This is a genomic window from uncultured Piscinibacter sp. (genome assembly GCF_937952055.1).
In the GTDB taxonomy this organism is placed as follows: domain Bacteria; phylum Pseudomonadota; class Gammaproteobacteria; order Burkholderiales; family Burkholderiaceae_C; genus Piscinibacter.
Genome location: NZ_CALFYO010000020.1, coordinates 137948 through 164570 on the forward strand (window position 1 = coordinate 137948; position 26623 = coordinate 164570).

Below are 26623 nucleotides of genomic sequence, written 5' to 3' on the forward strand. Positions count from 1 at the left end.
TCAGCGCGCCGTCGTGAGCTGGTTGTCCACCGCGACCACCCCCTTCACCGCGGTGGCGATCTGGGTCATGCGGTCGCGCGCGGCGCCATCGGGAGCCACCCCGCGCAGAACCACGCGGCCTTCCCGCGTCTCGACGCCGACATCGGCATTCGTCAGCTCGGAGTCCGCAGCCAGGCCCGCCCTGACCGACGCGGTGATCGCCGTATCGGCGGCGGCGGTCGCGACCGAGTCCATCGCCTTCGCGGTGGAGTCCTTGGCCTCTTCGAGCTTCGCATCGGCCTTCGCCACCGCCGCGTCGACCTTCTGGCCGGTGGTTTGCGAGTCGTCGCGCCGGTTGCAGGCGCCGAGCGTGCCGGCCATCAGCAGCGCCGCCGCCAGGGCGGCACCTCGGGAGATCGGGAATCTGTTCATCGTTGCGCTCCTGTTCGTGGGGGCCACGGCCGGACGGCCGGCGGCCGGGGTGGGTTCACTTCTTCTTCGGGTCGATCTGGTTGCCAATGACTCCGCCGACCGCCGCGCCGCCGACCGCGCCCGCGGTGCTGCCGCCGGTCAGGACGGCGCCTGCCGCGCCGCCGATGGCCGCGCCGGCGGCGGTGTTCTTGTCGCGCTGGGACATGCCGCTGCAGGCGGCGAGCGACAGGCCGAGACAGGCCGTGCCGCACAGGGTGATCCAACGTGTGTTCATGGTGGCTCCAGAGAGAACGGGGCGCGCGGGACGGACGGTCACGCATCGAAGTTCCTTGTAGCCCTCGTGCCTCGCCCCGTCTGTGCGCAGCCGCACACCCGCCTTTGTGTACGTGTGCGTACAGACACCGCCGGTCGATCGGACCTACGGTAGCGCCTTCGTCGGCCCGGCTCTGCCCCAGGCCACCCGCGCAGGCGCCGGCAACGGCGGCGCCCTTCCGACCAAGGACATCCAGACCATGCAGGTTCTTCTCCACGCCGACATGAAAGACACCGGTGCCCTTCCGCTGGCCGAGCATCTGCAAGGCCGTGTGCGACACGCCCTCGGACGCTTCGGCGAGCGCATCACCGAGGTGGAAGCCCACCTGTGCGACGTGAACCGCCGGCCCCGATCGGACTACGAGATCATCCACTGCACACTGGCGGCCCGGCTCGGCAGCCTCGAGGGCGTGGTGGTGACCGAGCGCGCCTACCATGCCGAGCGCGCGATCGACGGCGCGGTGCGCAAGCTCAAGCGCGCCGTCGGCACGGCACTGGCCCGGCACGACCCGCGCCATCCGCGCGCGCACCCTGCGGCCGAGCCCGGCGGCGACAGGGCTGCGCCGGACCTGCCGCACTCGCGATAGCACTGCAATGGACATCCGGACCGGAGCACGTCACTTGCCTCGCACACATGACCCGAAGATCGCCGCCATGCCTCCCCGCGCCACGGGGCGCGCCGGCCGCGTTGAGACAGTGCTGCGTCTGCTCGATGCGGTGCGTCACCCGCGACCGGGCGCCGGCACGATCGGCCCGGCGCGCATGGCGATGCACTTCCTGCGCTGCGTTCCGCACCTGGACACCTTCCGCGACTGGCTCGGCCACGCGGCTCACCCGGCGCTGCGCAAGGAGATCGATGCACGGCCCTACCTGCTGACCTGCGTCGTTCATCCCTACCTCAACAGCGCCTGGCCGGCGCAGCATCGGCTGGCCGTGATCGCGGCGCACTACGCTGCGCTCGCCGGGGGGTGCTGCACGCTGCTGCGCGGGGCCCTACCCGCGCAGTTGGCCGATGCCGGCGAGGGACTGCGCGTCGAGCTGGACCTGCCCGGCCCGTTCGAGCACGAAGGCGAGTCGACGCTGCATCTGCGCCGTGGCGCGCAGGACCTCTACGCGCTGGCCTTCACGCTCGGCGAGATTGCGGGGCAGCGCGTGGCCTATGTCGGCGCGCTGCAGGGCCGGCGCAGCCCCGACGCGCTAGACACCTACCGCCGCCTCACCCACCAGTGGCAGGGCCTGCGCCCGCGCGACCTGCTGCTGGGCGCCTTCCGCCACCTGGCCCTGGCCCTCGGCGTGACGCGCATCCTCGCCGTCGACAACGCGCACCGCGTCAGCAGCAACGCCTACTTCGCCGCGAGCGGACAGGTGCGTTCCAGCTACGACGAGGTCTGGGCCGATTGCGGCGGCGCCCCGGCGGCAGGCGGATTCTTCGAAGTCGCGCCACAGGCCGTGCGGCGCGAAGACGGCGCCGTGCCGGCGCGCAAGCGCGCACTCTACCGACGCCGCTACGAGATGTTGGACGACCTGCATGCACAGATCGACGCGGCGGTGGCCGCCGTCGGCGCGTGTTCGGCAGCGAACAGATCCGCGGCGTCGATCTCCCTACGATGAACGCATCCCCCATGGAGAACACCATTCGTCGCCTGTCCGTGGCGACGGCCAGCCGCTGGTCGACACGGTGCAGCCGGTGGTCCTGGCCGGCGGCAGCGGCACCCGGCTGTGGCCGCTGTCTCGCGCGCAACGCCCCAAGCAGTTCCTCGAGCTGAGCGGCCCGCTCAGCCTGTTCCAGCAATCGATCGGGCGCCTGTCGGCCCTGGCGCACACCGGGCTGTGGATGGCGCCGCCGTGCGTGGTGTGCGCGGAAGAGCAGCGCTTCCTGGCGCTCGATCAGCTGCTCGAGATGGGCGTCACGGACGCCACGCTGCGGCTCGAGCCGAGCGCGCGCAACACCGCCCCGGCGATGAGCCTGGCAGCATGGCGGGCGATGCAGGACGGCGCCGATCCGGTGCTGCTGGTCACCCCCTCCGACCAGACCGTGGCCGACACCGGGGCCTTCTGCCAGGCGCTGCGCGAAGCGGTTCGCATCGCCGCGCGCGGCGCGATCGCCCTGCTCGTCATCGAGCCCGACCGGTCCGAAACCGGCTACGGCCACATCCTCGCCGACCGCCTCGACGACGGCCCGGGGCGGCCGATCCAGCACTTCGCCCAGAAGCCCGTGCTCGCGCAGGCGCAGCGCTGGCTCGCCGACGGCGGCTGGTACTGGAACAGCGGCATCTTCGTCGTGCGCGCATCGGTCTGGCTGAGCCTGCTGCAGCGCCATCGTGACGACCTGGCGGCCGCCGCCGAGGCCGCATGGGCCGCCCGCCGCATGGACGGTTGTTTCCTCCGTCCCGGACCGGACGAGTTCGCGCGCATCCCGGCGATCTCGGTCGACCATGCGGTGCTGGTCGCCGAATCGACATCCGTCGAAGGCGGCGTCGACATGCGGATGGTGCCGATGCAGGCCAGCTGGAACGACCTCGGCTCCTGGCAGGCCGTGTGGCAGGCCGGCGCCAAGGACGCGCAAGGCAACGCCAGCGTCGGCGATGCGCTGGTGCAAGGCAGCCGCAACACGCTCGTGCACGCAACCGGCCGCCTGGTCGCCGTGGTCGGGATGGACGACGTCATCGTGGTCGAGACCGCCGATGCGGTGCTGGTGGTGTCGCAAGCGCACGCGCAGGACATCCGCGACGTGGTCGGAGAGCTGCAACGCCGCGGGCGGCCCGAACCGAGCGTGCATCGCCAGGTTCACCGCCCGTGGGGCTGGTACGACAGCATCGACGCCGGCCCGCGCTTCCAGGTCAAGCGAATCGTGGTCAAGCCGGGCGCCTCGCTCAGCCTGCAGATGCACCACCACCGCGCCGAGCACTGGGTCGTCGTTCGCGGCACGGCGGAGGTGACCTGCGGCGGCTGCACGACGCTGCTGTCCGAGAACCAGAGCACCTACATCCCGCTCGGCGAGAAGCATCGCCTGTCCAACCCGGGCAAGGTGCCGCTGGAGATCATCGAGGTGCAGTCCGGCAGCTACCTTGGCGAGGACGACATCGTCCGCTTCGGCGACAGCTGCGGCCGCACCTGAAGCGGCCGCTGGGTTCGCTCGCGCACAGACTTGCCGGCCTCGGCCGGCCTATGGTCCACCTGGCGCTCGCGGGCCGCCGTGCCCCGGCCACCTCAGCGGACTGGCGTTGCGACCGTCCCCACCGGGCAGGTGCGGGGAAGTCCGGCCGATCGAACGGATCCACAAGGGAACGGCCATGCAAAGCAACCACGTCACACGCGACAACTTCGGCATGCACGCCAACAGCGCGCTCGGGCTCGGCCCGGCGCTGATGGGCGCCAACACGCTGCTGGGCAACGACGTCTGCAACAAGGACGGCGAGGACCTCGGCGAGATCAAGGAGTTCATGATCGACATGGCCTCCGGCAAGGTGGCCTACGCGGTGCTGTCCTTCGGCGGCCTGCTGGGCCTGGGCGACACACTGTTCGCCGTACCCTGGGCCGCACTGGCGCTGGACAGCGAGAACAAGCGCTCCACGCTCGACGTCCCCAAGGAGGTGCTGAAGGACGCGCCGGGCTTCGACAAGGACCGCTGGCCGGCCATGTCGGACCGCACCTGGGCCAGCGGCGTGCACAAGTTCTACGGCACGCCCCACGACGCCGAATGAACGCTCGCGCCGCCGCGCAGCGGCGCCGTCTCCCGACTTCAACCCCGAGGTGAAAGCATGAACAAGGATCAGGTCAAGGGCACGATCAAGGACACCGCCGGCAAGGTGCAGGAGACCACCGGCAAGGTGATCGGCAGCAAGGCACAGCAGACCGAGGGCATCAAGAAGCAGGTGGCCGGGCAGGCCCAGAAGGCCGTCGGCGACGTCAAGGAAGCGGTCAAGGACGCCGGCGACAAGTAGCGCTTGCCGGCAGCGCCGGGGCATGGCCCCGGCCCGCCTCCGATGCCGGTTCAGTCCGACGCAGGCGTGCCGCCCAGGCTGGCGCAGGCGCGCCGCAGGCGTTGCTGCGCGGCATCGGCCACCGCCTGGATGTCCGCGTGGCCGACCAGGCCCACCATGATCTGCGGGTCGAGGAAACCCACGACCATCTCGCCGGACTTCGCCTCGCGCACGATCACGTTGCAGGGCAGCAGCAGGCCGATGTCGGGAACCGCCTGCAGCGCCTGGTGCGCCAGCGGCGGATTGCAGGCGCCGAGGATGCGGTAGCGCGGCATCTCCACGCCGAGCTTCTCCTTCATCGCGGCCTGCACGTCGATGTCGCTGAGCACGCCGAAGCCCTCGGCCTTCAGGGCTGCGATGGTCTTCTCCAGCGCCTGATCGAAGCCGACGCCGGTGAGCGTGGTGGTGAATCCGTACATGATCATCTCCCTGCGCCTCTGGCGCCTCGGCTTTCATGATGCAACGACTGCCGCACCCCGTCTGTTCGCTAGCGCACCGTGTCCAGCAGCGCCGCCGCCGAGCTCAGCCCGGACCGAGCATGCGCCGCGGATCGACCCAGGCGTCGAACTGCGCCGCGCTCACGCCGCCCACCGCCAGCGCCGCCTCGCGCAGGCCAAGGCCGCTCGCGTGCGCATGCCTGGCGATCGCCGCGGCGCGGTCGTAGCCGATGTGCGGTGTCAGCGCCGTCACCGTCATCAGCGAGCCTGCCAGCTGCCGTGCCGCCTGCGCCGCGTCGACCTCGATGCCCTCCACGCAATGGCGGGTGAAGCTGGCCATCGCATCGGCCAGCAGGCGAAGGCTCGCCAGCACGTCCAGCGCGATCAGCGGTTTGTACACGTTGAGCTCGAACTGCCCCTGGCTCGCCGCCATGCCGATGCTGACGTCATGGCCCATCACCTGCGTGCAGACCATGGTCAGCGCCTCGACCTGCGTGGGGTTGACCTTGCCCGGCATGATCGAGCTGCCCGGCTCGTTGGCCGGCAGGCGCAGCTCGCCGAGGCCGGCGCGGGGCCCGCTGCCCATCAGGCGGATGTCGCCGGCGATCTTGTGCAGCGCGATGGCCAGCATCCGCAGCGCGCCGTGCAGCCCCACCAGCGGCTCGTGTCCGGCCAGCGCGGCGAACGGATTGGCGGCCCGCGTGAACGGCTCGCCCAGCCGTTCGGCCAGCCGGGCCGCGACCCGCGCGCCGAAGTCCGGATGGGTGTTCAGCCCGGTGCCGACGGCGGTGCCGCCGATCGCCAGCGCCTGCACCGGCGGCAGTGCGCGGCGCACCGCCTCTTCGGCGATGGCGAGCTGGGCGACGTAGCCGCCGAACTCCTGGCCGAAGCTGATCGGCGTTGCGTCCTGCAGGTGCGTGCGGCCGACCTTGACGACATCGGCAAAGGCCGCCGCCTTCGACCGCAGCGCCGTGGTCAGCCCCTCGAGCGAGGCCAGCAGCGACCGGGCCGCGCGCATGGCCGCGATGTGCATGGCCGTCGGGAATACGTCGTTGGACGACTGGCCCAGGTTCACGTCGTCGTTGGGGTGCACGACACGCTCGGCGCCGAGCCCGCCGCCGAGCGCGAGCGAGGCCAGGCTGGCGATCACCTCGTTCACGTTCATGTGCGACTGCGTGCCCGAGCCGGTCTGCCAGACGGACAGCGGGAACTGCGCGTCGAACTCCCCAGCGGCGACGCGGGCCGCCGCATCGGCCACGGCGTCGGCGCGGTCCGCCGGAAGCAGTCCGAGCTCGCGGTGGACCTCCGCCGCGGCACGCTTGATCTGCGCCATCGCATGGATGGTCTCGATCGGCATGCGCTGCTCGCCGATGGCGAAGAAGCGCCGGCTGCGCTCGGTCTGCGCGCCCCACAGGGCGTCGGCCGGCACCTCGATGGGGCCGAAGCTGTCGGTTTCCACGCGGGTTGCGGGCATGGCATCCACCTCCGTTCATCGCAGCGCACCGCGGCGCGCGACGCCAAGCCCATCATGAACCTCGCCGCGGCGGCGGGTGTGTACGCCAGCGCACCGACCGGCCGGCGCACGCGGCCTACATTGGCATTCGGCGGTCTGGATCCACCGGCCCGCAGTTCCCTGGAGATTCTTCATGACCGCACGCTCGAACATCACCACCGTCCTCGCCACGCTCGTCCTGGTCGCTGCCTCCGGGTGTGCCGTCACGCGCGGCCAGGAAACGGTCGGCGCCTATGTCGACGACGCCAGCATCACCACCGCCGTGAAGGCGCGCTTCGTCGACGACAAGGACGTCGCCGCGTCGAGCATTCGCGTCGAGACGCTCAACGGCAGCGTGATGCTGTCCGGCTTCGCGAAGGACGCGACCGAGAAGACCCAGGCCGAGAGCCTCGCGTGGAAGGTCAATGGCGTGAAGTCCGTCCGCAACGAGATCGCCATCCGGCCATGACGCTGGAACAGGAGATCGAAGTCCTGCGCCAGCGCATCACGCGGGCGCAGAACGATCGTGACGAGTTGCGCAAGGACGGACCGGAGCAGAAGTACCTCGAGGCCTACGTGATCACCAAGGCGCTCGAGATGGAGCTCGAGGAAAAGCTGTGCCAGCCGCGGCGGTGATCCGGATCGCGACCGCGCGCCGTCTCGCCATGGGCGGCGCCCTGGCGGTCGCCGCCTGTGCGGCCACGCCACCGCCGGACGCGCAGATGACCCTCGCCACGGAGTCGCTTCTGCAGGCCCGGCTGGCCGGTGCCGAGCGCCTCGCGCCGGTCGAACTCGGCGTCGCGCGCGACAAGCTGCATCGCGCCACGGTGGCGATGATCGCGAAGGACCACGACAGCGCATTTCGGCTGGCCGAACAGGCGCATCTCGATGCGCTGCTCGCGCTGGCGCGCACCGAATCGGCACTCGCCCGCCCGGCCCGCTGACACTCGCCACCGCGTGCTGCCGCCGACATGAATCTCCCGACCGCGATCGTGCCGACCCTGGCCCTGCTGCTCGCCCTGCAGGGCTGCAACACGCTGCCGGCCGACAACACGCGGCTGGTGCAGGCGCACAGCGACCACCGCAGTGCCTTGGCCGACGCCTGCGCACGCGAGCGCGCGGTCGCGGAGATGGACGAAGCCGCCGCGGCACTGGCCCGTGCCGACGCGGCCTGGCACGGCGGCGCCTCCGCCGCGGTCGTCGACCACCTGGCCTACCTGGCCCGGCAGCGCGTGGCCATCGCGCGGGAGATCGCCCAGCGCGGCTGCACGCTCTGAGCGCCGCGCTCAGGCGGGTGCGTCTTCGATCGGAACCACGAAGCAGGCCGGGTCGCCGGCCTCGCGCCATGCCAGCGCCTGCCCCGGGCGCAGCAGCGTGGCGGACAAAGGCGCGGCCACACGCTGCGCTTCATCGTCGCCGCCGCGCAGCAGGATGAAGCGCAGCCGGCGGCCGTCGCGCTGCAGGCTCAGCTCCGCGCGCGGCCAGTGCGCGGGCAGGCAAGGCCGCAGGCACAGCGAAGCCGCGCTCAGCTTCAACCCGAAGATCGACTCGACGGCCGCCCGGTGCATCCACGCCGCGGCGCCGGTGTACCAGCTCCAGCCGCCGCGGCCCACGTAGGGCGGCTGCGTGTAGACGTCGCCGGCCATCACGTAGGGCTCGATGCCGTACACCGCGCCTTGCTGCGGATGGGCCGAGCGGTGCGCCGGGCTCAGCCAGGTGAAGTAGCGCCAGGCCGCCTCGCCGCTGCCCGGATGGGCGTGGCCCGCCCACAGCTCGGCCTGCGCCATCAGCGCCCACACGGCGCCGTGCGAATACTGCCCGCCGTTCTCGCGCACGCCCGGCGGGTAGGCCTGGATGTAGCCGGCGCTGGGCTGCGCGTGGGCCAGCGGTGGGTCGAGCAGGCGCACCAGGCCGGCCTGTGCGTCGACCAGCTGCGCCTCGACGGCGGCCATCGCCACCACCTGCTGCGGCCAACTCGCCACGCCCGACAGCACGCCCCAGGCCTGCGCGATCAGGTCGATGCGGGCTTCGGCATTGGCCTGCGAGCCGAGCGGGCTGCCGTCGTCGAAGAAGGCACGCCGGAACCAGGCGCCGTCCCAGGCCGCACCGCGCAGCGCCGCCTGCCAGCCTCGCGCGGCGTCGTCCCAGCGGCCGGCGCGCACGGTCTCGCCACGCCCGCGGGCGATCGGCGCGAAGTCGGCCACCAGCGCGCAGAGGAACCAGCCCAGCCACACCGATTCGCCGCGCCCCTCGTGGCCGACCCGGTTCATGCCGTCGTTCCAGTCGCCGCTGCCCATCAGCGGCAGGCCGTGCGCGCCGACGCGCAGGCTGCGGTCGATCGCCCGCGCCGCGTGCTCGTAGACCGTCGCGCTCAGCTCGCTCACCGCGGGCGTGTCGTAGACGTCTTCGGCACCGGGCGGTATGGCCGGGCCGTCGAGGAAGGGCACGGTCTCGTCGAGCAGCGTGGCGTCGCCGGTGGCCTGCAGGTAGTGGGCGCAGGCCCGCGGCAGCCACAGCAGGTCGTCGCTGAAGTGCGTTCGCACGCCGGCGCCGCCCGGGGCATGCCACCAGTGCTGCACGTCGCCTTCGGGGAACTGGCGCGAGGCGGCGCGCAGGATCTGCTCGCGCAGCATCCGCGGCGCGGCCCAGGCCAGCGCCATCGCATCCTGCAGCTGGTCACGAAAGCCGGTGGCGCCGCCGGCCTGGTAGAAGCCGGCCTTGGCCCACATCCGGCACGACACCATCTGGTAGAGCAGCCAGCGGTTGACCATCGCGTCGAACAGCGGGTCGGGCGTGGCCACCGTGGTCGAGCGCAGCAGCGCGTTCCAGTGTTCGCGCGCGGACTGCAGCCGCTGCCCGGGCGGCACGGCCGCCGCGCGGGTGGCGAGTTCGCATGCCGCATCCGGGCTCCCGGCATGGCCGAGCAGGAAAGTCTGCTGCGCCGACGCGCCGGGCGCGATGTCGATGCGCGTGGCCAGGGCCGCGCAGGGGTCGAGGCCGCCGCCTTTCTGCTGGCCGAAGTGATCGGGCAGCACCAGGCGGCCGCGTGCGTCGAAGCACTCGCGCCGGTCGCAACTCCAGTCCTCGTCCTCGTCGGGCGTGCCGACGAATGCGAAGAAGGCGGTGCCGTCGCCGAACCCGGCGGACGCCTCGCGCTGCGTGCACAGCAGCGCGCTCAGCTTGCCCTGCGGCAGGCGCTGGCGCAGCAGCGCGGTGTGCACGGTGGCGCGGTCGCCGCGGCCCGCACCCATCGCCCACTCGACCAGGCCCGCCACGCGCAGGCGCAGGGTGCGCGCGCCGCGGTTGACGATGTCCACCTGCAGTTGCTTGACCGCATGGACCGGATCCACGCACCAGGTGAGCGTGACCTCGGCGTCGCCGCGGCGGTGGGCGATCACGCTGTAGCCCTGGCCGTGCGACACCTGGTAGCTCACGTTGTCGCCGTCCGGGCTGCCCCAGGCCGAGGCTGTCGCGCTCCAGGTCTGGCGCGTGCGCAGGTCCTGCAGCAGCAACCATTCCGACGGCGGATCGGCCACCGCATCGTTGGACCAGGCCGTAAGCTGATTCAGCCGGCTGTTGCCGGCCCAGGTGAAGCCGCCGCCCGCCTCCGACACCTGCGTGCCGAAGCCGGCATTGGCGATGACGTTGATCCACGGCCGCTGCGGACGCAGCCGGTGGCCGACCTCGAACGCGAACTCGGCACCGCCGGCCTCGAAGCGGCCCTGTGGCGCGGGCACCGGCGAGGCCGGCTCCGACCCCGTCAGCAGTTCCGCGCTCGACACCTCGTGGCGCCGCTCGAAGGCCGCCTCGTGCAGGCCGATCCACTCCTGCACATGCAGCAGCAAGGGCCGGCCGTCGGCGAGCAGCCGCACGCGCGCCAGGCTGTGCAGGGTGGCCAATTCGTCGGCCGAGACCTCGTGGGCCTGCAGCACATGGAAGCCGGTGTGGGCGATGCCGCCCTGCGCCGCGGTCTCGGCGTCGTGGCGCTCGCGCAGCACCGACAGCTCGTGGTGCAGCGACATCGTGTACGACACCGTTTCGGCGTTGACCACCACGAGGTCGCAGGCGATGCCGCCCCACGACCACAGCCGCAGCGCCTGGGCCAGCGAGCGCAGCAGCCCGAGGCCCTGCGCCACCCGCGCCGACACCAGCACGATCGGCCGGTCGCCGGAGATGCCGAAGCGCCAGAGCAGGCGGCGGTCGATGGCCGGGTCCGCGGCGTGGCCCAGGGCGGCCAGCTGCGGCCGGGTCAGCGTCAGCACCAGCGCGGTGGTCAGGCTCTGAATCGCGGCGAAGTTGTCCGCCCCGATGCGCAAGGCACGCAGCCGGATGCCGGTCAGCGTGGCCGACATCAGCGAGGCACGCTGCACGTGGATGGGCCGGCGGTACTTGTCGATCACCGCGCTGAGCACGCCGCCGTTGTCGGTGGCCGCGGTGGCGAAGGTCAGCAAGGCCTTGGCGCCCGGCGCGATGCGCACGCGCAGCGCCATCGCGCAGACCGGGTCGAGGCCGGTGTCCAGCGCGACGGGCCGGTCGTCGGCCGGCGCCGGCGCGGCGTCGAACGAGGCCAGCGGCCGGCTCGCGCTGCGGTTGCGTCCGAGCCAGCGCTGGCGGTCAGCCTGGATGCGCACGGCCTGCACCGGCGGCTCGCTGGCGGCCAGGAAGTGCGCCGCCAGCAGCGCGCCCTCGCCAGCCAGCCGCGGCGTGCGCTCGAACACCATCGCCTGCAGCGCGGGGCGCCACTGCGCGCGCACGAACAGGTTGGAGAAGGCCGGGTGCGCCTCGTCGGCGCGGGGTTCGGCCAGCGTCACTTCGAAGGCCGAGATCAGCTCCAGGTCGAGCACCGCGTCCCCGAGGTTGCGCAGCTCGACCTGGCGGAACTCGATGTCGTCCTCCGGGCTGACCCAGGCGGCGACGTGAGCCTGCAGGTCGGGCCAGCGGGCATCGAAGCAGACCCGGTCGGCGTGGTAGGTGCTGCCGTAGGTGGCCGCCGCATCCGGCGCCGGGTGCTGGGTGATCGAGACCAGGCGCTCGAGCGGGCCGCGGCGCAGGTAGAAGAAGCTGCCGAGGGCGTCACGCAGCGCGTCGTCGCGCCAGCGGCTGATTCCGGCCGTGCCCCAGCGGCTCCAGCCGGCGCCGTTGGCGCGCAGCGTCACGCCGTAGCGGCCGTTGGACAGCATGTGCGTGGGCTCCAGCGCGGCCGCTCCCGGCAGCACCTCGCGCAGCAGGCCCGGCGCGCGCCGCTCCAGGGCCTGCGGCGGCGGCCCGGCCGGCGGTGCGTAGAGCATCGAGACCTCGCGCGGCGCGCGCTCGTGCAGCAGCGGCATCATGGCCTCGAGGTGCGCATCGGCCATCGTCCAGCGGCGCACCACGCCGTCGTGCAGCACGTTGGCCAGCGCGACGATGGTCATGCCCTGGTGGTGCGACATGAAGGTGGCCACCGGCGCGAAAGTCTCGCCCATCGCCTGCCGCGAGGGCGTGTAGTCGAGCGCCTCGATGAAGCCCAGGTCCTCGCGGGCACCCAGGGCCTGGAGTGCGGCGAAGTTGGCGGCCGCGCGCCGCGGCGCCACCTGCGCCGCCAGCGCCGTGGCGTAGGGTGCGATCACCAGCTCGTCGGGCGGCGTGCGGCGCAGCGCCAGGCGCGGCACGCCCTGCGGCGCGTACTGGTAGGCCAGCGTGTGGTCGCGCCCGGCGTAGGCCGACTCCGAGATGCCCCAGGGCACGCCGTACCCTCGCGCGAAGGCGATCTGCTCGCGCAGCGCCGCCAGGCCGGCGTCGCGCAGCACGCTGCCCTCGGGTTCGTCGAGCAGCAGGCTGGGCATCAGGTACTCGAACATCGAGCCCGACCACGAGCGCAGGCCGGCGACCGCGCCCACCGCGTAGAAGGGCCGGCCGAGCGCCGCCCAGTGGCCGACCGGCACGTCGCCCTTGGCGATGGCCAGCAGGCTGGTCAGGCGCGACTCCGAGGCCAGCAGATCGTAGAAGCCGGCGTCGAGCTCCTGCTCGGCCACGTGGTAGCCGATGTGCAGCAGGTGGCGCCGGGCGTGGTAGAGGAAGCGGTAGTCGGCGCTCCAGGCCAGGCCGGCGCAGCGCCCCGCCACGGCCTGCAGCCGCGCGCACAGTTCGCCGGCTTCGCCGTCCTGGCGCGCGAAGGCCAGGCAGGCCTGGCCGACGGCCAGCAGGTGGCCGCCGAGGTTGCCGCTGTCCACCGTGGACACGTACATCGGCAGCAGCGGCGCGCGGGTCTGCGTGTCGTACCAGTTGAGGAAGTGGCCGCGGTGGCGCTGCAGCGACTCCAGCGTCCCGAGCGTGGCCTCCAGGCGGTTCAGCAGCTCGGCCGTGCCAATCCAGCCGGACTCGCGCGCGCAGGCCGCGCTCAGCAGGTACAGGCCGATGTTGGTCGGCGAGGTGCGGTGCGCCACCATCTCGTGCGGCAGGGTCTGCAGGTTGTCGGGCGGCAGGTGGTTGTCGTCGGCCGTCACGCAGCGCTCGAAGAAGCGCCAGGTGTCGCGCGCCACGCCTTCCAGGTAAGCCCGGTCGGCCGCCGGCAGCGCCGCATCGGCCCGCGGCGGCCGCGGCCGGCTCGCCCACCAGGTCCACAGCGGCGAGGCGGCCCACAGCAGGCACAGGGCGATCGACAGCCACGGGTGCAACACGCCGGCCGCAAGCAGCCCGGCCAGCAGCAGCGCGGCCAGCACCGGCTCGGCGGCGTGGCGGCGCAGCAGCACGCGCAGCCGTGTCGAGGCCTGCGCCTGCGCAGCGGCGGCCGTGGTCCACTGCAACAGGTGTCGCCGGCTGACGAGCATGCGCCAGAGCGCGCGCGCGATGGCGTCGGCGCTCAGCCGGGCCTGCTGCAGCAGTTGCGCCAGGTGCCACAGCCCGCCCCACAGCGCGCGCAGCAGGTCGGCCAGGGCATGGCGGTAGAAGTGCCGCCGCGCCAGGTCGTCGCGGTGCGGCGAGAGCCCGGCGATCGCACCGAGCAGCGGCCCGGCCGAGAAGGCCGCGAACACCAGCGCCAGCGCCAGCCCGGGCGAGACGGCCCGGCCGGCCAGCGACAGCACGATCAGCAGCAGCGACATGGGCGCCACCAGCGAGCGGCGCAGGTTGTCGAACATCTTCCAGCGGTTGGCGGCCCGCAGCGGGTAGCGCCCCGGCGACAGCAGCAGCGGCAGCAGCTGCCAGTCGCCGCGCATCCAGCGGTGCACGCGCGCGGCGGCCACGTCGGCATGGAACGGGGCCTCCTCGATGAGGCCGACGTCGGTCACCGCCGCGCAGCGGGCCAGCGAGCCCTCGAGCAGGTCGTGGCTGAGCACCAGCCCTTCGGGCAGGCGCTGCGACAGCACCGCGTGCGCCGCCTGGACGTCGAGCAGGCCCTTGCCGCTGAAGCTGCCTTCGCCGAACAGGTCCTGGTAGACCTCGGAGCTGGCGGCGCTGTAGGGGTCGATGCCGCACTGGCCGGCGAACAGCCAGTGAAAGCGCGTGACCTCGCTCAGAGCGGGCAGCGGCATCGAGATGCGCGGCTGCAGGATGCCGTAGCCGGCCTCGACGCGCCGTCGCGTCGCGTCCAGCCGCGGCCGGTTGTGCGGGTGCGCGGCCACGCCGACCAGCTCGCGCAGACTGCCCGGCGGCAGCTGCGTGTCGCTGTCCAGCGTGACCACGTAGCGCACGCCGTCGGCCAGGCGCGACGCCTCGCCGCCATCGATGAACGGCCCCGGCCCGCCCAGCGCCAGCGCGTCGATCAGCTGCTCGAGCTTGCCGCGCTTGCGCTCCCAGCCGATCCAGCGCTGCTCCGTCTCGCTGAACTGCCGCTCGCGGTGCAGCACGATGAAGCGCGGCGCGGCGCCGAAGTCCCGCGGGTAGCGCGCGTTGAGCGCGTCGACGCCCTGCACCGCGCGGGCCAGCAGTGCCGCATCGCCGTCCAGGCGCGCGGCGTCGGCATCCGCCCAGTCGCTGAGCAGCGCGAACTGCGCCTCGCGTTCCGGGTTGGCCAGGTGGTGCAGCTCCAGCCGGTGCACCAGCGCGTCGACCGACGCGGGGCTGACCAGCATGGCCGGCACCACCACCAGCACGCGGTGCTCGGCGGGAATGCCGCCGCGCAGGGCCAGGCGCGGCAGCGAGCTCGGCCGCGCCGATTCGCTGATCAGCCGGTTGATCACCGCGACCACCGCCTCCGACGCCGGGAGGGCGATGAGCAGCGCCACGACGATCCATGCGCCGCCCGCGGGCGGCCCGTGGCGCGCGAGCAGCCAGGCCAGCAGCGCGAAGGTGGAGAACAGCAAGGCGGCCAGGTAGGCGGGCAAGGCCAGCTGCGCGAGGGCCGCGCGCCAGCGCTGCGCCGCCCGCTCGTGCAGGCCGAGCGCGCGCAGCAGCGCCGGCCGCCCGGCCCCGAGCAGCCAGTGGCTCGGCACGCCGGCCAGCGCATCGCCGGGCGGCGCCGAGCGCATCAGTGCGAGCAGCTGCTGCGCCACCGCGAGTTCGCCCAGGCCGCTGCGCCGTGACAGCCGCTCGATGCCATGCAGGGTCTGGTCGCGCGTTGTCGCATGCTCGGCCTCGAACACCGGCGAGCCCAGCATCAGCTGCATCAGCGCGCTGGTGCGCGCGACGATGTCGAACCAATCGGCGTCGCCGATGTCGCGCAGCGAGGTCACGGCGTTGCTGACGCTGAGGTTGTCGGCGGCCTGGTCGGCGCTGTGCTGGGCCTGCTGCGCGGCGGGATCGGGCATCGCGCGCTGCAGCCAGTCGTGGTGCTCCGCGCGGAAGCCGGGCTCGGCGTCCGGCCGCCGGTCCTGCAGCCGCAGGGCCATCTGGGCCAGGAACATCCGGCCGACGCCCCGCTGCTCCAGCAGGGCCAGCAGCGCGTCGAGATCGGCCACGCCAAGGCTGCCGAGCCGGTCGCAGCACAGGTTGGCCGCCTCGCGCGCCGCCTTGTTGCAGGCCACGCGCTCGGCCAGGCGGCGCAGGTTCTCGATCAGCACGACGCGCAGCGTGGTCGGCAGCGCCCACATCTCGCTGAGCTTGAGCTCGCGAGTCTCCTGGTAGGCATCGAGGTAGGCGGCCAGCAGCTCCTCGTCGAAGTCGCCGTCGGTGTGGGCGACGAAGGCCCAGGCCACGCCGTATACGCGCGGCAAGCCGGCCAGCGGCTCCTCGATCAGCACCGGCAGCTCGCGGAAGTAGCGCCGTGGCAGGCCCTCGCGGATCTGCGTGAGCTGCGCCTCGATCAGGTGGAAGTTGTCGAGCAGCCACTCGGCCGCCGGGCTGACGTCGTAGCCGGTGGCCGCCTGCACGCCGATGTAGCGGTGCGCCTCGCGCAGCGCCTCGATGTTGCTGCGCAGGCGCGGGTAGAAGGTCGGCGCTCGCGGTCGGGCCTGCGCCACGCGGTGCGTCTGGCCCAGGCTGCGGCCGTGCTGGGCGAAACGCTGCCGGCCGAAGATCTCCGAGCGGATCGGCAGCTGCAGCGGCCCGCGTGCGGGGTTGAGCATCGCGCACAGTGCCGGCGACGCGGCCGGGATCAGTGCGCGCAGCCCGCTCAGCCGCTTCACCTACCAGGCCAGCGAGCCGAGCCCGGCGACCAGCGCGACGACGACCAGCGAGGTGACGAAGCGCGCGGCGACGAAGTCGCGCACGCCTTCGGCCGCGCAACGCAGCACGAAGAGCTGCCCGCTGAGCGAGCGGCACACCTCGAGATGCGCGCCCAGCTCGGACAACTCCATCGGCGAGGTGTCGGCCGCCTCGCCGAAGGAGGCCGTGCTCCAGCACGGCCCGGATGCCTGCGACGTGCTCAACGCGTGCCCGCGACTTCGATCTCGACCCGGCGGTCCGGCTGCAGGCAGGTGATCAGCGCCGCCGTGGCCGCCGTTCCCTTGCAGACCCCCGCGGCGGTGACCGGGCTGCCCTTGCCCTTGCCCACCGCGGTGATCTTCATCGGATCGACCTTGCCCGAAGTCACCAGGTAGGACTTGACCGCATCGGCGCGCTCCTGCGAGAGCTTCTGGTTGTAGGCCGGCGTGCCGAGCCGGTCGGTGTGGCCTTCGACGGTGATCATGTCGAAGGTCGTGCCGTCGAGCTCGCGGGCGAAGGTGTCGAGCGCGCTGCGGCCGTCGGGCTGCAGCGTCGACTTGTCGAATCCGTACAGCGACTCGGCGGAGAAGCTCACTCGGCGCAGCGGCACGACCACCGGCACCGGCGGGGGCGGCGGCTCGACCACGGCCAGCGGCGGCGCCTGCACGACCACCGGCTCGGGCGCCGGGGCCGGCGCAACGTAGACCGGCGCCATCGCGCGCGGCGGCGGCGATTCCGCACGGCCGAAGGGGAAGACCAGGCTCAGCGACAGCGTGTCGACGTTGAGCTTGTGGTTCACCGCGTCGCTGACCCGGTAGCGGTCGACCTCGCCGCGCACCAGGAACGACGGGCTGAAGGCGTACTGCAGGCCTGCGCCGACCTTGTAGTTCGTCTTGCGCTCGCTCGGGGTGCCGTTGAGCACGGCGGCCGCGCCGGTGCCGTTGAGCGAGGTGCGGGTGCGGGCGTACTGCGCGCCGACACGGCCCAGCGCCGCCCAGCGCTCGCTCAGCGGCAGCGTGCCCACCAGGTCGAGGTTGGCGCCCTGCAGGCTCGAGCGCGCGGCCAGCGTGCCCGCCGGCGTGGTGGTGGCGTCAAAGCCGAAGCTGCCGAGGCGGAAGTAGCCGAGTTCGATGCCGAGGTTGCGGTTCAGCTGGTAGCCGCCGAACACTCTGTAGGTGGTGTCACGGTCGTCGCGCTCGAAGCCGCTGGCGGCGACGCCGGCCTGCTCGCGCGTGATCGCTTCCGCATCCAGCTTGGCGCGTGCCGCGCCGACACCGAGGCCGCCGTAGTAGTAGCCGCCCTCCTGGGCCTGGGCGAAGGCCCCGGCCGAGACAAACGGTGCGAGGCCGCAGACCGCCAGGAGGCGCAGGGCGTGGGTGGAGTTCATGGTTGGCTTTCGTTGGAGCGAAGGGGTTCGGTGCCGCGTCCCTTGTAGGGGTTCGCCGCGGTGCCGTCTGTGCGCTGTCGAACTCCCGGGATGCGCGGTGCGCTGCGGAAGACCCGGTCCCAGAACGCGCTGGTCACGCCAAAGCAGCGCGATCCGCCTTCGAAGCGGTGGTGCAGCGCATGCCAGCGCTTGCGCCGCAGCAGCCAGGCGCCCTGCCCGTGCCAGTGGTGCATCGCGTGGTGCGTCACCGCGTAGCCGAGGTAGCTGATCAGCAGGCCGAGGGTCAGCGCGCAGGCCAGCCAGCGATCGCCCATCAGCGCGGCGGGCAGGAACACGAACAGCGCGATCAGGCTGCCGCTGAGCAGGGTCGGGGTGCAGATCAGCGCCGCGGGCCGCTGGTGGTGCTGCTCGTGCCAGCGCCGGAACGGCGGCAGGCCATGCAGCACGAAGCGGTGCAGGCCGTATTCGACGAAGCTCCAGGCCAGCAGTCCGGCCAGCAGCGTGGCGGCCAGGGCGAGGCCGTGGCCGCGCGGCCCGGCGCCGATCAGCAGCACCGACAGCACCGCCACCGCCGCGCCGTAAAGCACGAAGTCGGCGCGATAGGCGGCGCGCCCGTGTTCGAACGACAGGAAACTCATGCCCTGCAGGCTAGGTTCCGGGGCGACGAGGGTCTGTGCGGTGGCAGACAGTCGGCCCCGCAGGCCGGCGTCACACTGCGCCGCGCTGCCGTCGAGATTCCGATGGCGGGCATCGACGGGAGGCCGGACCTTGAGCACGCAGCAGAACCACCTGATCGAGCAGCTGCCGCGCCGTGAGCGCGAACGGCTGCTGGCCGTTGCCGAGCCCGTGAAGCTCGTCCTGGCAGAGGCGATCTGCGAGAGCGGCACGCCGGCACGCCATGTCTACTTTCCCGTCGACGGCTTCATCTCGCTGCTGACCAGCGTCGATGTCCACCCGAGCCTGGAGGTCGGCATGGTGGGGCGGGAGGGCATGCTGGGCGTGTGGCTGGCGCTCGGCGTACCGGACACCCCCTTGCGCGCCATCGTGCAGGGCAGCGGCAGCGCCTGGCGGATCGCCGCCCTGCCCTTCCGCCGCGAACTCGAGCGCAGCCCGGCGCTGCGCCGGAGCCTCGAGCGCTACCTCTACGTGCTGATGGCGCAGTTCGCGGCTTCCGCCGCCTGCCTGCGCTTTCACCGCATCGAGCCCCGCCTGGCGCGCTGGCTGCTGATGACGCAGGACCGTGCCCACGCCGACCGCTTCCACGTCACCCACGAGTTCCTCGCCTACATGCTCGGCGTGCGCCGCGTCGGCGTGACCATGGCCGCCGGCGCGCTGCAGGAGCGTGGGCAGATCGCCTACCACCGCGGCGAGCTGGTGGTGCTCGATCGCGCCGGCCTGGAGGACAGTGCCTGCAGCTGCTACGCAGCCGACCGGCGGGTCTATGCGGCGGTGATGGGCTGAGCCTGCGCCTACGCGACCGCGCCGAACCAGGCGCCGACGCCGGCGGTGATGCCCATCGCCAGCGCGCCCCAGAACGCCACCCGCCAGGCACCGCGCAGCGGGCTGGCGCCGCCGACACCTGCCGCCACTGCGCCGAGCGCGGCCAGCAGCACCAGCGAGGACAGCGACACGCCGACGATCAGCGAGCGCTGCGGCACCAGCAGCACCGCCGCCAGCGGCAGCGCCGCGCCGATGGCGAAGCTGGCCGCGGAAGCCAGCGCGGCCTGCAGCGGCCGCGCGCTCAGGGCCTCGGTGATGCCGAGCTCCTCGCGGGCGTGGGTGCCCAGCGCGTCGCGGGCCATCAGCTGCGCGGCCACCTGCTCGGCCAGCGCCGGATCGAGGCCGCGGGCCACGTAGATGCCGGCCAGCTCGCGCCGCTCGGCGGCCGGGTCGGCTTCCAGCTCGGAGCGCTCGCGCGACAGGTCGGCCTGCTCGGTGTCGGACTGTGAGTGCACCGAGACGTACTCGCCCGCAGCCATCGACATCGCACCAGCCACCAGCCCGGCCACGCCGGTGGTCAGGATCGTTGCGTGGCTGGCGCTGGCCGCGGCCACGCCGACCACCAGGCTGGCCGTGGAGACGATGCCGTCGTTGGCACCGAGCACGGCGGCACGCAGCCAGCCGATGCGATCGGTGCGGTGGCGTTCGGCATGGCGGCGCATGAAGGGCAAGGCCATGCGACAGTGTGCGGGCCGCACCACGGCGTCCCTTGAGCTGGCGCACAGCGCCGTCGTGTGTTCGCTGGCGCACAGACGGACGGGCCGCCGGCCGCGCACCGTGGCCTGCGGAGCGGGTGGCGCATGCCGTCCGCCCAGACTCGCATTCGCTGAACGGAGACATCCATGAGCCTCGGAACCATCCTGCTGATCGTGCTGATCCTGATGCTGATCGGCGTCGTGCCCGCCTGGCCGCACAGCCGCGGCTGGGGCTATGCGCCGAGCGGCGTGCTCGGCCTGATCGTGGTGGTGCTGCTCGTGCTGCTGCTCATGGGGCGCCTGTGAGCCGGTGGCCTCGACCGTGTGGCGCCGCGTCGCCGTTGCACTGATCGTCCTGACCGGCTGCGCCGCCTGCGCGAGCCTGCCGGTCATCGTGCCCGACCTCGCCCGGCGCCCGGCGAAGGCCGTGCCGCTGGAAGGCGCCCACGGCCCGCTCGGCGCCGAGCGCAGCCGCGCCATCCTCGCGCGCCTGGCCGAGCGCGGCCAGCCGACCGACATCTTCGAGCGCCACCTCGCGCTGGAAGAGGCCATCACCGGCAGCCCGCTGACCACCGGCAACCAGGTGACGCTGCTCCAGGACGGCCCGGCCACCTACCAGGCGATGCTCGCGGCGATCGTCGCGGCGCGCGAGCACATCCACCTCGAGACCTACATCCTCGAGGACGACGAGGTCGGCCAGCGTTTCGCGCAGGCGCTGATCGAGCGGCAACGCACCGGCGTGGCCGTGCTGCTGCTGCGCGACAGCGTCGGCACGATGCGCACGCCGCCGGCCTTCTTCGAGCGGCTTTCCGAGGCCGGCGTGCAGGTGCTGGAGTTCAACCCGGTGAACCCGCTGCACGCGCGCGGCGACTGGGAGCTGAACCAGCGCGACCACCGCAAGCTGCTGATCGTCGACGGGCGCATCGCCTTCCTCGGCGGCATCAACATCAGCAGCGTGTACTCCGGCGGATCGTTCAGCCAGCGCTCGCGGCTGCGGCCGGGCGGCGGTCCGGCCTGGCGCGACACCGACCTGCGGCTCGAGGGCCCGGTGGTGGCCGAGCTGCAAAAGCTCTTCCTCGCCGCCTGGGCGGCGCAGAACGGACCGGCGGCACAGACGCGCAACCCGTTCCCCGCGCCCGTGGCGGCGGGGCGCCAGGTGGTGCGCGCGATCGGCAGTTCGCCCGACGAGCCCTACAGCCTGATCTACGCCACGCTGCTGTCGGCCATCGGCAGCGCCGAGACGAGCGTGCAGCTGACCAACGCCTACTTCGCGCCCGATCCGCAGCTGCTGACCGCACTGGAGGCCGCCGCCGCGCGCGGCGTGGTCGTGCGGCTGATCCTGCCCAGCCAGACCGACTCGTGGCTGATCTTCCATGCCGGGCGCGGCTACTACGAGCGCCTGCTGCGCGCCGGCGTGAAGGTCTTCGAGCGGCGCGGCGTGGTGCTGCACTCGAAGACCGCGCTGGTCGACGGCGTGTGGGCCACGGTCGGCTCGACCAACCTCGACTGGAGAAGCTTCCTGCACAACCACGAACTCAACGCGGTGGTGCTCGGTGCGGAGTTCGGCGCGCAGGTGCAGGCCATGTTCGACGCCGACCTGGCCGGCTCCGACGAGATCACGCTCGCGCAATGGCAGCAGCGCCCGCTGAGCTGGCGGGCGAAGGAAGTGTTCGCGCGGCTGTGGGAGTACTGGCTGTAGCACGGAGGGCGGCACGGGCCGTAGGCCTGCGCCTACGCGCAACGGCGCTGCCGGCCTAGGCCCGGCGGGGTGGTTTGCCGATGGCCCACGCAGGCCGCAGCACCGACAGTGCCGGCATGGCTCCCGAACGGGGGCCGGATCACCCACGAGGTGCCACCATGCCTGAACGTCCTTCCGCCCTCCTCCTGCCCCTGGCGCTGCTCGCGCTGCTCGGTGCATGCGCCTCGCCGCCGGCGCGCAACGAGGCCATCGGCCAGGCCTACGACAGCCGCAGCCGCGAAGACGTCCAGTACGGCACGGTGATCGCCATCGAAGCCGCCAATGGGCCGACGCACACCACCGGCGGCGGCGCGGTGCTCGGCGCGGTCATCGGCGCGGTGGTGGGCAACCAGGTGGGCAGCGGCACCGGCCGTGCCGCGGCCACCGGCGTCGGCGCCGTCGGCGGCGCGCTGATCGGCAACACGCTGGAGAAGCGCCGCCAGGACGACGACGACTTCTACCGCATCCGCGTGCGCTTCAACCACGGCGGTGTCGGCGAATTCAACTACCGCACGATCGGCGACCTGCGCGTGGGCGACCGTGTGCGGGCGGAAGCGGGCCAGCTCGAGCGCCGCTGAGGGCGGGCGCCGCGGCGCGTGGGTGCGCTGGCGAACAGACTCCGGCACGGGCCGCGCCTACAACGCGTCCATGCACCCAACCGGCCTCCCACGCTCCTTCGCCGTCGTCGGCACGCCGGCCTCGCCGCCCACGCCCGGAAACGGGAATGGACACGACCACGGAGCGGCGCCGGCCGCTGCCGGACGCTACGGCGTAGCCCTGTCCGACTGGCAGGCCCTGCTGGACGCCGTCACGGCCCGCCTGCAGCATATCGGCGGCACAGCCAGCGGCGCGGACGCGCAGGCCGCCGGCGCCTTGCTGGAATGCGCGCAGGCCCTGGGCCAGTTGCACGCCACCCTGGCCACCCAGGACGGCCGTCGCCGCCGCCTCGAACTCGAGCTTTTCGATGCGCGCATGGCCCTGACCCTGGCGCAGTCGACCCTGGCCGACCTGCGCGACGGCGAACGCCGCGCCCGCCACGAGGCGCAGCACGACGCGCTGACTGCGCTGCCCAACCGTCAGCACTTCCGCGAGCATCTGCAGGAGGCGCTCGCCACACCGGCGCGCCGGCGCGCCACGCTGGCCGTGCTGTACATCGACCTCGACGACTTCAAGCCCGTCAACGACCTGCATGGCCATGCGACGGGAGACGAACTGCTGCGCATCGTCGCCACCCGACTGGCGCGTGCCGTGCGGGCGGAAGACATGGTCTCGCGCCTCGGTGGCGACGAATTCGCCTGCCTGATCGCCGACATGCCGGATCCGGCCGGGCTCGACGCCCTCGCCCGCAAGCTGATCGCCATCGTGTCGGAGCCGGTGACCCTCGGCACGCTGGAACTGCGCGTGCAACCGAGCATCGGCATCGCCGTGAGCCCGCTGGACGCCAGCAGCGCCGACGCGCTGTTGCGCCGTGCCGATGCCGCGATGTACCGCGCCAAACGCACGAAGACGGGCGTGGCGCGCTTCGACCTGCTGATCGACGATCCGAACCTGATCAGCGTTCCTTCGGAGCCGGCTTGAACGGAGCCGCCAGCATCGCCAGCCTTGCGGGGGCCGAGACCTGCAACACGGCCTTGGCGATCAGGCGCGGCAGCAGGCCGGCAATGATGAGCGGGCTGATCAGCCAGCGCGTCGGCCGGCACCAGACGAACACGGCGCCTCCACCAGCGCCCAGCGCGACTGCTCCGCGGCCGCCGGCTGCATCGCCACCAGCATCAGCGCCACGCCGGCCAATGCCAGCGCGAGCACGATCAGCGCCAGCGCCGCTGCGCCCAGCACCGCCCGCCGCTGTCAGACGGCACGGGCCTGCCCCGACCGCGAGGCCAGCAGCTCGGGTCGCTGGGCGATCATGCGCAGCAGCGGCTGCATCACGCTCGCGAACGCGCCATCAGGCTGATCAGCGCGGTGAGCAACGCGCCCGCGGCCGCCGCCATCAGCACCGCCTTCAGCGGATCGTGGCGGATGTAGTCGCTGGCGCTGTCGCCGGCATGCCGCACCGTGGAGCGCAGCCGGTCGGTGCCTTCGAGCACGGCATCGAGACCGCGGTGGGCCGTGGCGCCGGCCGTGCCGGTCGCGCGGTCGATGAGTTGAGCGGCGTCTGCGGCCAGCGTGCTGGCCTCGTGGACGGGGACGGAAGAGTTCACGGCAGTTCCTTTGCGGATCGGGGAATCGTGGGGCGGCGTCGCTCAGCCCTTGCGAATGACGCCGAACAGGAAGGTCGCCACCGCGAGCACGATGAAGACCATGAAGAGGATCTTGGCGATGCCCGCGGCGCCGGCGGCGATGCCACCGAAACCGAACAGGGCCGCGACCAGCGCGATGACCAGAAAGACGACGGCGTAGTAGAGCATCGAGAACTCCCGGCAGTGGCTAGGTTTCCAGTCTGGACGTGCAGGCGTTGCGGCGCGAGCAGTCCACAGGCCGCGCCGGTGTCGGCCACTTCGGTGGCGGCGCGTAGGACGCCGCCGACACGTTCAGGCCGAGCGCGGCAGGCAGACGCCGACGCGCGTGCCGTGCCCCGGGGCGGTCTGCAGCGTCAGCGCGCCGCGTTCGGCCTCGGCGCGGAAGCGCATGCCCAGGAGGCCGTACGCGGCGGAGCCCACGCCATGGGCATCGAAACCCTGTCCGTCGTCGCGAACATCGACCACGACACGATCGCCATGCTCGCCCAGGCGCAGCCACACCGTCTGTGCGCCCGCGTGCTTGGCCACGTTGGTCAGCGCCTCCTGCACCAGCCGGTACACCGCCAGCTCGGCGCTCGGGCTCAGCCGCACCGGCGACAGCTCGGCGTGCACCACGATGCTCGAGCACTGCGCGAACTCGCGCGCGGCGATCTCGAGCGCCGCCACCAGTCCCAGGTGGATCAGCGCCGAGGGGCGCAGGTCCTCGGTGATGCGGCGCTTCAGCGAGATCACGCGGTCCAGCGTCTGCCCCAGGTGAGCGAGCCGTTCGAGTGTCTCGGGCGGCGCGCCGGCCAGGCGCGACTTCAGGCGCGCGGCGTCGAGCTTGGCCGAGGTCAGCAGCGCGCCGAGCTCGTCGTGCAGCTCGCGCGCCAGGCGTGCGCGCTCGTCCTCGCGCGCAGCCTGCAGGTGCTGCGCGAGCTGCCGGGCCTGCGAGACCTCGGCGGCGGCGTCCGGCAGCGCGCCGGGCAAGATTCCCGTCATCGAACCAGCCCCCGCAGGAGCACGCCATGATCCGCATCGCGATCGTCGACGACCACGCCATGGTGCGCGCCGGATTGCGCCAGTTCTTCTCCGACCAGCCGGACTTCGCGGTCGTCGCCGAGGCGGCCAGCGGCCGGGCGGCCGTGGACATCGTGCGCCAGGCTGAGGTCGACGTGATCCTGCTGGACATCGCGATGCCCGGGCAGAGCGGCGTCGACGCACTCGCCGCCATCAAGGCGCGTGCGCCGGCGCTGCCGGTGCTGATCCTGTCGGGTTATGCCGAATCCCACTACGCCACCACGCTGCTGCGCCTGGGCGCGAGCGGCTACCTGAACAAGGACTGCGACCCCGAGGACATCGTCACCGCGGTGCGCACGGTGTGCCGCGGCCGCCGCTACATCAGCCCCGGCGTGGCCGAGCAGCTGGCCGACACGCTGGGCCGCGACGGCCGGCCGCCGCACGAAACGCTCTCCGAGCGGGAGCTGCAGGTGTTCCTGCGGCTGGCGCGGGGCGAGTGCATCGGCGAGATGGCCAGGAGCCTGTCGCTGAGCGTGAAGACCGTCAGCACCTACCGTTCGCGCGTGCTGGAGAAGCTGCAGCTCGGCTCGAACAGCGAACTCACTTACTACGCACTCAAGACCGGGCTGATCCAGTGAGCGCCCCGCCGCGCTCATGTCGGCGCTCATGCCGGCGTGATGGCCGGATCGCCGGCCGAGGCCGCACCCGCCAGGCCGGCGCAGTACAGGATGAGCGCATCGATGTCGTGCGACTTGTCGAACACCCGGTCGGCACCGAGCTCCAGGCACGTGCGGCGCATGTCGGCTGTCGCGTAGTTGCTCAGCACCACCACGCGGCGACCGTGCGGCAGCACGCGCAGCGCCCGCAGCACGCCCAGGCCGGAGCCGCCCTTCAGGAAGATGTCGACGATCACCAGGTCGGCGCGGTGCCCGCCGCCGGCCAGCCAGTTCAGCGCGCCGGCCTCGTCCTCGGCCGTGCCCACCACGTCGAGCGGCAGCATCTCCTCGAGTGCAGCGATCAGCTGCTCCCTGATGAGCGAGCTGTCCTCGACGAGGAACGTCCTGATCGGGTGCATGGGTGCAATGGGCGCGGCTGGCGCGCCGCGGGGCCGTTGGCGGGCAGTGTGCGCCCGGCGTGGCCGCGCGCCATCGGCCGATGCTGGGCGTCGGCGTAGGACGCCGACTACAGGCCCCTGCGGCGGCGTCCGCTGGCCGCAGTGCCGGGCGCGGGCCAGACTGCGTCCACGCCATGAACCGACGGAGTTCGACATGACACCTGCCACGCCACCGCGGATCGACCTGCCCACCTGGGACGCCGAAGGCGGCGCGCTGCCCGGCGTGGCCGTGCCGCCCGCCGCAGCCGCGCCGGAGCTGGCCACGGACGACGACCTGTTGCTGCGCCTCGGCGCCGCGCTCGTGCACGAATGGAACACGCTGCCCATGCCGACGCGCCGGGCGATCTACGAGCGGGCCGTCAGCGGCCCGGCGCCGGCCGACGACGCGGCGCTCAAGCGCGACATGGCGATCTTCCTGCACGACAACAAGAGTCCGGGGCCGCACGGCTGAGTTCCGCCTCAGGCGCGCCGCTGCGGCGCCAGATCGACCTCGCGCAGCATCACCGGCTCCAGCGCGCCGGCGGTGCAGCGCCGCAGTACGGCCTCGTCGATCGCGCGGTGATGTTTCAGGTACAGCTCCACCGGCTCGGCGCGGCTGCGCTCGCCCTCGCCCTCGAACAGGTAGTGCAGCGTCTCGCGGCCGATGGTGGCGCCGATGTAGATGCCCTGGCCGGTGAGGACCCAGAAGCGCACGGCGCCTGAGGCGTCGTGGAAGAACGGTGCTGGCGGCATGGTGGCTCCTCGCGGCGATGATCGG

General features: G+C 72.7%; 32 protein-coding genes. 16 read left to right on the top strand and 16 right to left on the bottom strand.

The features are described 5' to 3' along the window. Together Q0599_RS11460 and Q0599_RS11465 are read right to left on the bottom strand one after the other, a co-directional pair. Entirely contained in the window at positions 1-360 is a 360-nt protein-coding gene (locus Q0599_RS11460) for a BON domain-containing protein (RefSeq protein ID WP_298829554.1), read from the bottom strand. Between the two features lie 106 nt (positions 361-466). Next, on the bottom strand, positions 467-685 hold the full coding sequence (locus tag Q0599_RS11465; RefSeq protein WP_298829555.1) for a glycine zipper 2TM domain-containing protein: 219 nt from the start codon (positions 683-685) through the stop codon (positions 467-469). A gap of 238 nt (positions 686-923) precedes the next feature. Between Q0599_RS11465 and Q0599_RS11470 the strand changes: the two genes are divergently transcribed. The 5 genes from Q0599_RS11470 (at position 924) to Q0599_RS11490 (ending at position 4667) form a co-directional block, all read left to right on the top strand. Continuing rightward, positions 924-1310 (top strand): hypothetical protein, encoded by a 387-nt coding sequence (locus Q0599_RS11470; protein ID WP_298829556.1) that lies wholly within the window; start codon positions 924-926, stop codon positions 1308-1310. A gap of 67 nt (positions 1311-1377) precedes the next feature. Continuing rightward, positions 1378-2334: a DUF535 family protein gene (locus tag Q0599_RS11475; RefSeq protein WP_298829557.1), complete on the top strand. Its 957-nt coding sequence runs from the start codon at positions 1378-1380 to the stop codon at positions 2332-2334. Between the two features lie 67 nt (positions 2335-2401). Beyond that, the gene (locus tag Q0599_RS11480; protein ID WP_298829558.1) at positions 2402-3841 is read left to right on the top strand and encodes a mannose-1-phosphate guanylyltransferase/mannose-6-phosphate isomerase; all 1440 of its coding nucleotides are present in this window, start codon (positions 2402-2404) and stop codon (positions 3839-3841) included. A 175-nt stretch (positions 3842-4016) separates the two neighbouring features. After that, on the top strand, positions 4017-4427 hold the full coding sequence (locus Q0599_RS11485) for a PRC-barrel domain-containing protein (RefSeq protein WP_298829559.1): 411 nt from the start codon (positions 4017-4019) through the stop codon (positions 4425-4427). Between the two features lie 57 nt (positions 4428-4484). After that, positions 4485-4667 (top strand): CsbD family protein, encoded by a 183-nt coding sequence (locus Q0599_RS11490; RefSeq protein ID WP_298829562.1) that lies wholly within the window; start codon positions 4485-4487, stop codon positions 4665-4667. A gap of 50 nt (positions 4668-4717) precedes the next feature. Here Q0599_RS11490 and Q0599_RS11495 read toward each other — a convergent pair whose 3' ends face one another. Both Q0599_RS11495 and Q0599_RS11500 read right to left on the bottom strand, forming a co-directional pair. After that, on the bottom strand, positions 4718-5125 hold the full coding sequence (locus Q0599_RS11495) for a DUF302 domain-containing protein (protein ID WP_298829564.1): 408 nt from the start codon (positions 5123-5125) through the stop codon (positions 4718-4720). A 103-nt stretch (positions 5126-5228) separates the two neighbouring features. Continuing rightward, a complete protein-coding gene (locus tag Q0599_RS11500) occupies positions 5229-6617 on the bottom strand; it encodes a lyase family protein (protein ID WP_298829565.1) in 1389 nt (462 codons plus the stop codon). Positions 6618-6789: 172 nt separating this feature from the next. On the opposite strand from Q0599_RS11500, the gene Q0599_RS11505 reads away from it, so the two are divergent. Genes Q0599_RS11505 through Q0599_RS11520 form a run of 4 tightly spaced genes read left to right on the top strand, consistent with a single transcriptional unit; the run spans position 6790 to position 7912 of the window. After that, positions 6790-7104 (top strand): BON domain-containing protein, encoded by a 315-nt coding sequence (locus tag Q0599_RS11505; protein ID WP_298829566.1) that lies wholly within the window; start codon positions 6790-6792, stop codon positions 7102-7104. Then, positions 7101-7271 (top strand): hypothetical protein, encoded by a 171-nt coding sequence (locus tag Q0599_RS11510; RefSeq protein ID WP_298829568.1) that lies wholly within the window; start codon positions 7101-7103, stop codon positions 7269-7271. The genes Q0599_RS11505 and Q0599_RS11510 overlap by 4 nt, the downstream gene beginning before the upstream one ends. Then, on the top strand, positions 7268-7579 hold the full coding sequence (locus tag Q0599_RS11515; RefSeq protein ID WP_298829570.1) for a DUF4398 domain-containing protein: 312 nt from the start codon (positions 7268-7270) through the stop codon (positions 7577-7579). Before Q0599_RS11510 ends, Q0599_RS11515 begins: the two co-directional genes overlap by 4 nt. Before the next feature lie 27 nt (positions 7580-7606). After that, on the top strand, positions 7607-7912 hold the full coding sequence (locus Q0599_RS11520) for a DUF4398 domain-containing protein (RefSeq protein WP_298829572.1): 306 nt from the start codon (positions 7607-7609) through the stop codon (positions 7910-7912). A gap of 9 nt (positions 7913-7921) precedes the next feature. On the opposite strand, the gene Q0599_RS11525 is transcribed toward Q0599_RS11520, so the two are convergent. Genes Q0599_RS11525 through Q0599_RS11540 form a run of 4 tightly spaced genes read right to left on the bottom strand, consistent with a single transcriptional unit; the run spans position 7922 to position 18218 of the window. After that, positions 7922-16174 (bottom strand): glucoamylase family protein, encoded by an 8253-nt coding sequence (locus Q0599_RS11525; protein WP_298829574.1) that lies wholly within the window; start codon positions 16172-16174, stop codon positions 7922-7924. After that, positions 16175-16417: a hypothetical protein gene (locus Q0599_RS11530; RefSeq protein ID WP_298829576.1), complete on the bottom strand. Its 243-nt coding sequence runs from the start codon at positions 16415-16417 to the stop codon at positions 16175-16177. Then, a complete protein-coding gene (locus Q0599_RS11535) occupies positions 16414-17580 on the bottom strand; it encodes an outer membrane beta-barrel protein (protein ID WP_298829578.1) in 1167 nt (388 codons plus the stop codon). The genes Q0599_RS11530 and Q0599_RS11535 overlap by 4 nt, the downstream gene beginning before the upstream one ends. After that, positions 17577-18218: a sterol desaturase family protein gene (locus Q0599_RS11540; RefSeq protein WP_298829580.1), complete on the bottom strand. Its 642-nt coding sequence runs from the start codon at positions 18216-18218 to the stop codon at positions 17577-17579. The genes Q0599_RS11535 and Q0599_RS11540 overlap by 4 nt, the downstream gene beginning before the upstream one ends. 130 nt (positions 18219-18348) lie before the next feature. Here Q0599_RS11540 and Q0599_RS11545 point away from each other — a divergent pair, with 130 nt between their 5' ends. Continuing rightward, the gene (locus tag Q0599_RS11545; RefSeq protein WP_298829582.1) at positions 18349-19041 is read left to right on the top strand and encodes a Crp/Fnr family transcriptional regulator; all 693 of its coding nucleotides are present in this window, start codon (positions 18349-18351) and stop codon (positions 19039-19041) included. Positions 19042-19049: 8 nt separating this feature from the next. Here the strand turns inward: Q0599_RS11545 and Q0599_RS11550 are convergent, their stop codons facing one another. Beyond that, a complete protein-coding gene (locus tag Q0599_RS11550) occupies positions 19050-19757 on the bottom strand; it encodes a VIT family protein (protein ID WP_298829585.1) in 708 nt (235 codons plus the stop codon). 165 nt (positions 19758-19922) lie between these two features. Between Q0599_RS11550 and Q0599_RS11555 the strand changes: the two genes are divergently transcribed. From Q0599_RS11555 to Q0599_RS11570, 4 genes are all read left to right on the top strand, one after another. Continuing rightward, the gene (locus tag Q0599_RS11555) at positions 19923-20081 is read left to right on the top strand and encodes a DUF3309 family protein (RefSeq protein WP_298829587.1); all 159 of its coding nucleotides are present in this window, start codon (positions 19923-19925) and stop codon (positions 20079-20081) included. A gap of 4 nt (positions 20082-20085) precedes the next feature. Further along, positions 20086-21474 (top strand): cardiolipin synthase, encoded by a 1389-nt coding sequence (cls, locus tag Q0599_RS11560; RefSeq protein WP_298829589.1) that lies wholly within the window; start codon positions 20086-20088, stop codon positions 21472-21474. 158 nt (positions 21475-21632) lie between these two features. After that, complete coding sequence (locus Q0599_RS11565; protein ID WP_298829590.1) at positions 21633-22091, top strand: glycine zipper 2TM domain-containing protein; 459 nt, start codon at positions 21633-21635, stop codon at positions 22089-22091. 70 nt (positions 22092-22161) lie between these two features. Continuing rightward, positions 22162-23091, top strand: a complete 930-nt coding sequence (locus Q0599_RS11570; protein ID WP_298829591.1) for a GGDEF domain-containing protein — start codon at positions 22162-22164, stop codon at positions 23089-23091. Here Q0599_RS11570 and Q0599_RS11575 read toward each other — a convergent pair. The 5 genes from Q0599_RS11575 to Q0599_RS11595 all read right to left on the bottom strand — a co-directional run bounded on the left by Q0599_RS11575 (position 23066) and on the right by Q0599_RS11595 (position 24734). After that, positions 23066-23224 (bottom strand): hypothetical protein, encoded by a 159-nt coding sequence (locus Q0599_RS11575; RefSeq protein WP_298829592.1) that lies wholly within the window; start codon positions 23222-23224, stop codon positions 23066-23068. The genes Q0599_RS11570 and Q0599_RS11575 overlap by 26 nt on opposite strands. Next, complete coding sequence (locus Q0599_RS11580; protein WP_298829593.1) at positions 23191-23349, bottom strand: hypothetical protein; 159 nt, start codon at positions 23347-23349, stop codon at positions 23191-23193. Before Q0599_RS11580 ends, Q0599_RS11575 begins: the two co-directional genes overlap by 34 nt. 89 nt (positions 23350-23438) lie before the next feature. Further along, positions 23439-23714: a hypothetical protein gene (locus Q0599_RS11585; RefSeq protein ID WP_298829594.1), complete on the bottom strand. Its 276-nt coding sequence runs from the start codon at positions 23712-23714 to the stop codon at positions 23439-23441. Between the two features lie 42 nt (positions 23715-23756). After that, complete coding sequence (locus Q0599_RS11590; protein WP_298829595.1) at positions 23757-23921, bottom strand: DUF1328 domain-containing protein; 165 nt, start codon at positions 23919-23921, stop codon at positions 23757-23759. A gap of 123 nt (positions 23922-24044) precedes the next feature. Further along, positions 24045-24734: a sensor histidine kinase gene (locus tag Q0599_RS11595; protein WP_298829596.1), complete on the bottom strand. Its 690-nt coding sequence runs from the start codon at positions 24732-24734 to the stop codon at positions 24045-24047. A 26-nt stretch (positions 24735-24760) separates the two neighbouring features. Here Q0599_RS11595 and Q0599_RS11600 point away from each other — a divergent pair, with 26 nt between their 5' ends. Then, positions 24761-25390 (top strand): response regulator transcription factor, encoded by a 630-nt coding sequence (locus Q0599_RS11600; RefSeq protein ID WP_298829597.1) that lies wholly within the window; start codon positions 24761-24763, stop codon positions 25388-25390. 26 nt (positions 25391-25416) lie between these two features. On the opposite strand, the gene Q0599_RS11605 is transcribed toward Q0599_RS11600, so the two are convergent. Further along, positions 25417-25827, bottom strand: a complete 411-nt coding sequence (locus Q0599_RS11605) for a response regulator (protein WP_298829599.1) — start codon at positions 25825-25827, stop codon at positions 25417-25419. A gap of 193 nt (positions 25828-26020) precedes the next feature. Here Q0599_RS11605 and Q0599_RS11610 point away from each other — a divergent pair, with 193 nt between their 5' ends. Beyond that, positions 26021-26317: a hypothetical protein gene (locus tag Q0599_RS11610; protein ID WP_298829601.1), complete on the top strand. Its 297-nt coding sequence runs from the start codon at positions 26021-26023 to the stop codon at positions 26315-26317. A gap of 8 nt (positions 26318-26325) precedes the next feature. Here Q0599_RS11610 and Q0599_RS11615 read toward each other — a convergent pair whose 3' ends face one another. Further along, positions 26326-26598: a hypothetical protein gene (locus Q0599_RS11615; protein ID WP_298829603.1), complete on the bottom strand. Its 273-nt coding sequence runs from the start codon at positions 26596-26598 to the stop codon at positions 26326-26328. Positions 26599-26623 lie beyond the last annotated feature (25 nt).

Excerpts from the sequence above, each read along its gene's own strand:
- Q0599_RS11460 (WP_298829554.1), bottom strand. The coding sequence starts at position 360 with ATGGCCGGCACGCTCGGCGCCTGCAACCGGCGCGACGACTCGCAAACC.
- Q0599_RS11465 (WP_298829555.1), bottom strand. The coding sequence starts at position 685 with ATGAACACACGTTGGATCACCCTGTGCGGCACGGCCTGTCTCGGCCTG.
- Q0599_RS11470 (WP_298829556.1), top strand. The coding sequence starts at position 924 with ATGCAGGTTCTTCTCCACGCCGACATGAAAGACACCGGTGCCCTTCCG.
- Q0599_RS11475 (WP_298829557.1), top strand. The coding sequence starts at position 1,378 with ATGCCTCCCCGCGCCACGGGGCGCGCCGGCCGCGTTGAGACAGTGCTG.
- Q0599_RS11485 (WP_298829559.1), top strand. The coding sequence starts at position 4,017 with ATGCAAAGCAACCACGTCACACGCGACAACTTCGGCATGCACGCCAAC.
- Q0599_RS11490 (WP_298829562.1), top strand. The coding sequence starts at position 4,485 with ATGAACAAGGATCAGGTCAAGGGCACGATCAAGGACACCGCCGGCAAG.
- Q0599_RS11495 (WP_298829564.1), bottom strand. The coding sequence starts at position 5,125 with ATGTACGGATTCACCACCACGCTCACCGGCGTCGGCTTCGATCAGGCG.
- Q0599_RS11500 (WP_298829565.1), bottom strand. The coding sequence starts at position 6,617 with ATGCCCGCAACCCGCGTGGAAACCGACAGCTTCGGCCCCATCGAGGTG.
- Q0599_RS11505 (WP_298829566.1), top strand. The coding sequence starts at position 6,790 with ATGACCGCACGCTCGAACATCACCACCGTCCTCGCCACGCTCGTCCTG.
- Q0599_RS11510 (WP_298829568.1), top strand. The coding sequence starts at position 7,101 with ATGACGCTGGAACAGGAGATCGAAGTCCTGCGCCAGCGCATCACGCGG.
- Q0599_RS11520 (WP_298829572.1), top strand. The coding sequence starts at position 7,607 with ATGAATCTCCCGACCGCGATCGTGCCGACCCTGGCCCTGCTGCTCGCC.
- Q0599_RS11535 (WP_298829578.1), bottom strand. The coding sequence starts at position 17,580 with ATGAACTCCACCCACGCCCTGCGCCTCCTGGCGGTCTGCGGCCTCGCA.
- Q0599_RS11540 (WP_298829580.1), bottom strand. The coding sequence starts at position 18,218 with ATGAGTTTCCTGTCGTTCGAACACGGGCGCGCCGCCTATCGCGCCGAC.
- Q0599_RS11550 (WP_298829585.1), bottom strand. The coding sequence starts at position 19,757 with ATGGCCTTGCCCTTCATGCGCCGCCATGCCGAACGCCACCGCACCGAT.
- Q0599_RS11555 (WP_298829587.1), top strand. The coding sequence starts at position 19,923 with ATGAGCCTCGGAACCATCCTGCTGATCGTGCTGATCCTGATGCTGATC.
- Q0599_RS11565 (WP_298829590.1), top strand. The coding sequence starts at position 21,633 with ATGCCTGAACGTCCTTCCGCCCTCCTCCTGCCCCTGGCGCTGCTCGCG.
- Q0599_RS11570 (WP_298829591.1), top strand. The coding sequence starts at position 22,162 with ATGCACCCAACCGGCCTCCCACGCTCCTTCGCCGTCGTCGGCACGCCG.
- Q0599_RS11590 (WP_298829595.1), bottom strand. The coding sequence starts at position 23,921 with ATGCTCTACTACGCCGTCGTCTTTCTGGTCATCGCGCTGGTCGCGGCC.
- Q0599_RS11595 (WP_298829596.1), bottom strand. The coding sequence starts at position 24,734 with ATGACGGGAATCTTGCCCGGCGCGCTGCCGGACGCCGCCGCCGAGGTC.
- Q0599_RS11600 (WP_298829597.1), top strand. The coding sequence starts at position 24,761 with ATGATCCGCATCGCGATCGTCGACGACCACGCCATGGTGCGCGCCGGA.
- Q0599_RS11605 (WP_298829599.1), bottom strand. The coding sequence starts at position 25,827 with ATGCACCCGATCAGGACGTTCCTCGTCGAGGACAGCTCGCTCATCAGG.
- Q0599_RS11610 (WP_298829601.1), top strand. The coding sequence starts at position 26,021 with ATGACACCTGCCACGCCACCGCGGATCGACCTGCCCACCTGGGACGCC.
- Q0599_RS11615 (WP_298829603.1), bottom strand. The coding sequence starts at position 26,598 with ATGCCGCCAGCACCGTTCTTCCACGACGCCTCAGGCGCCGTGCGCTTC.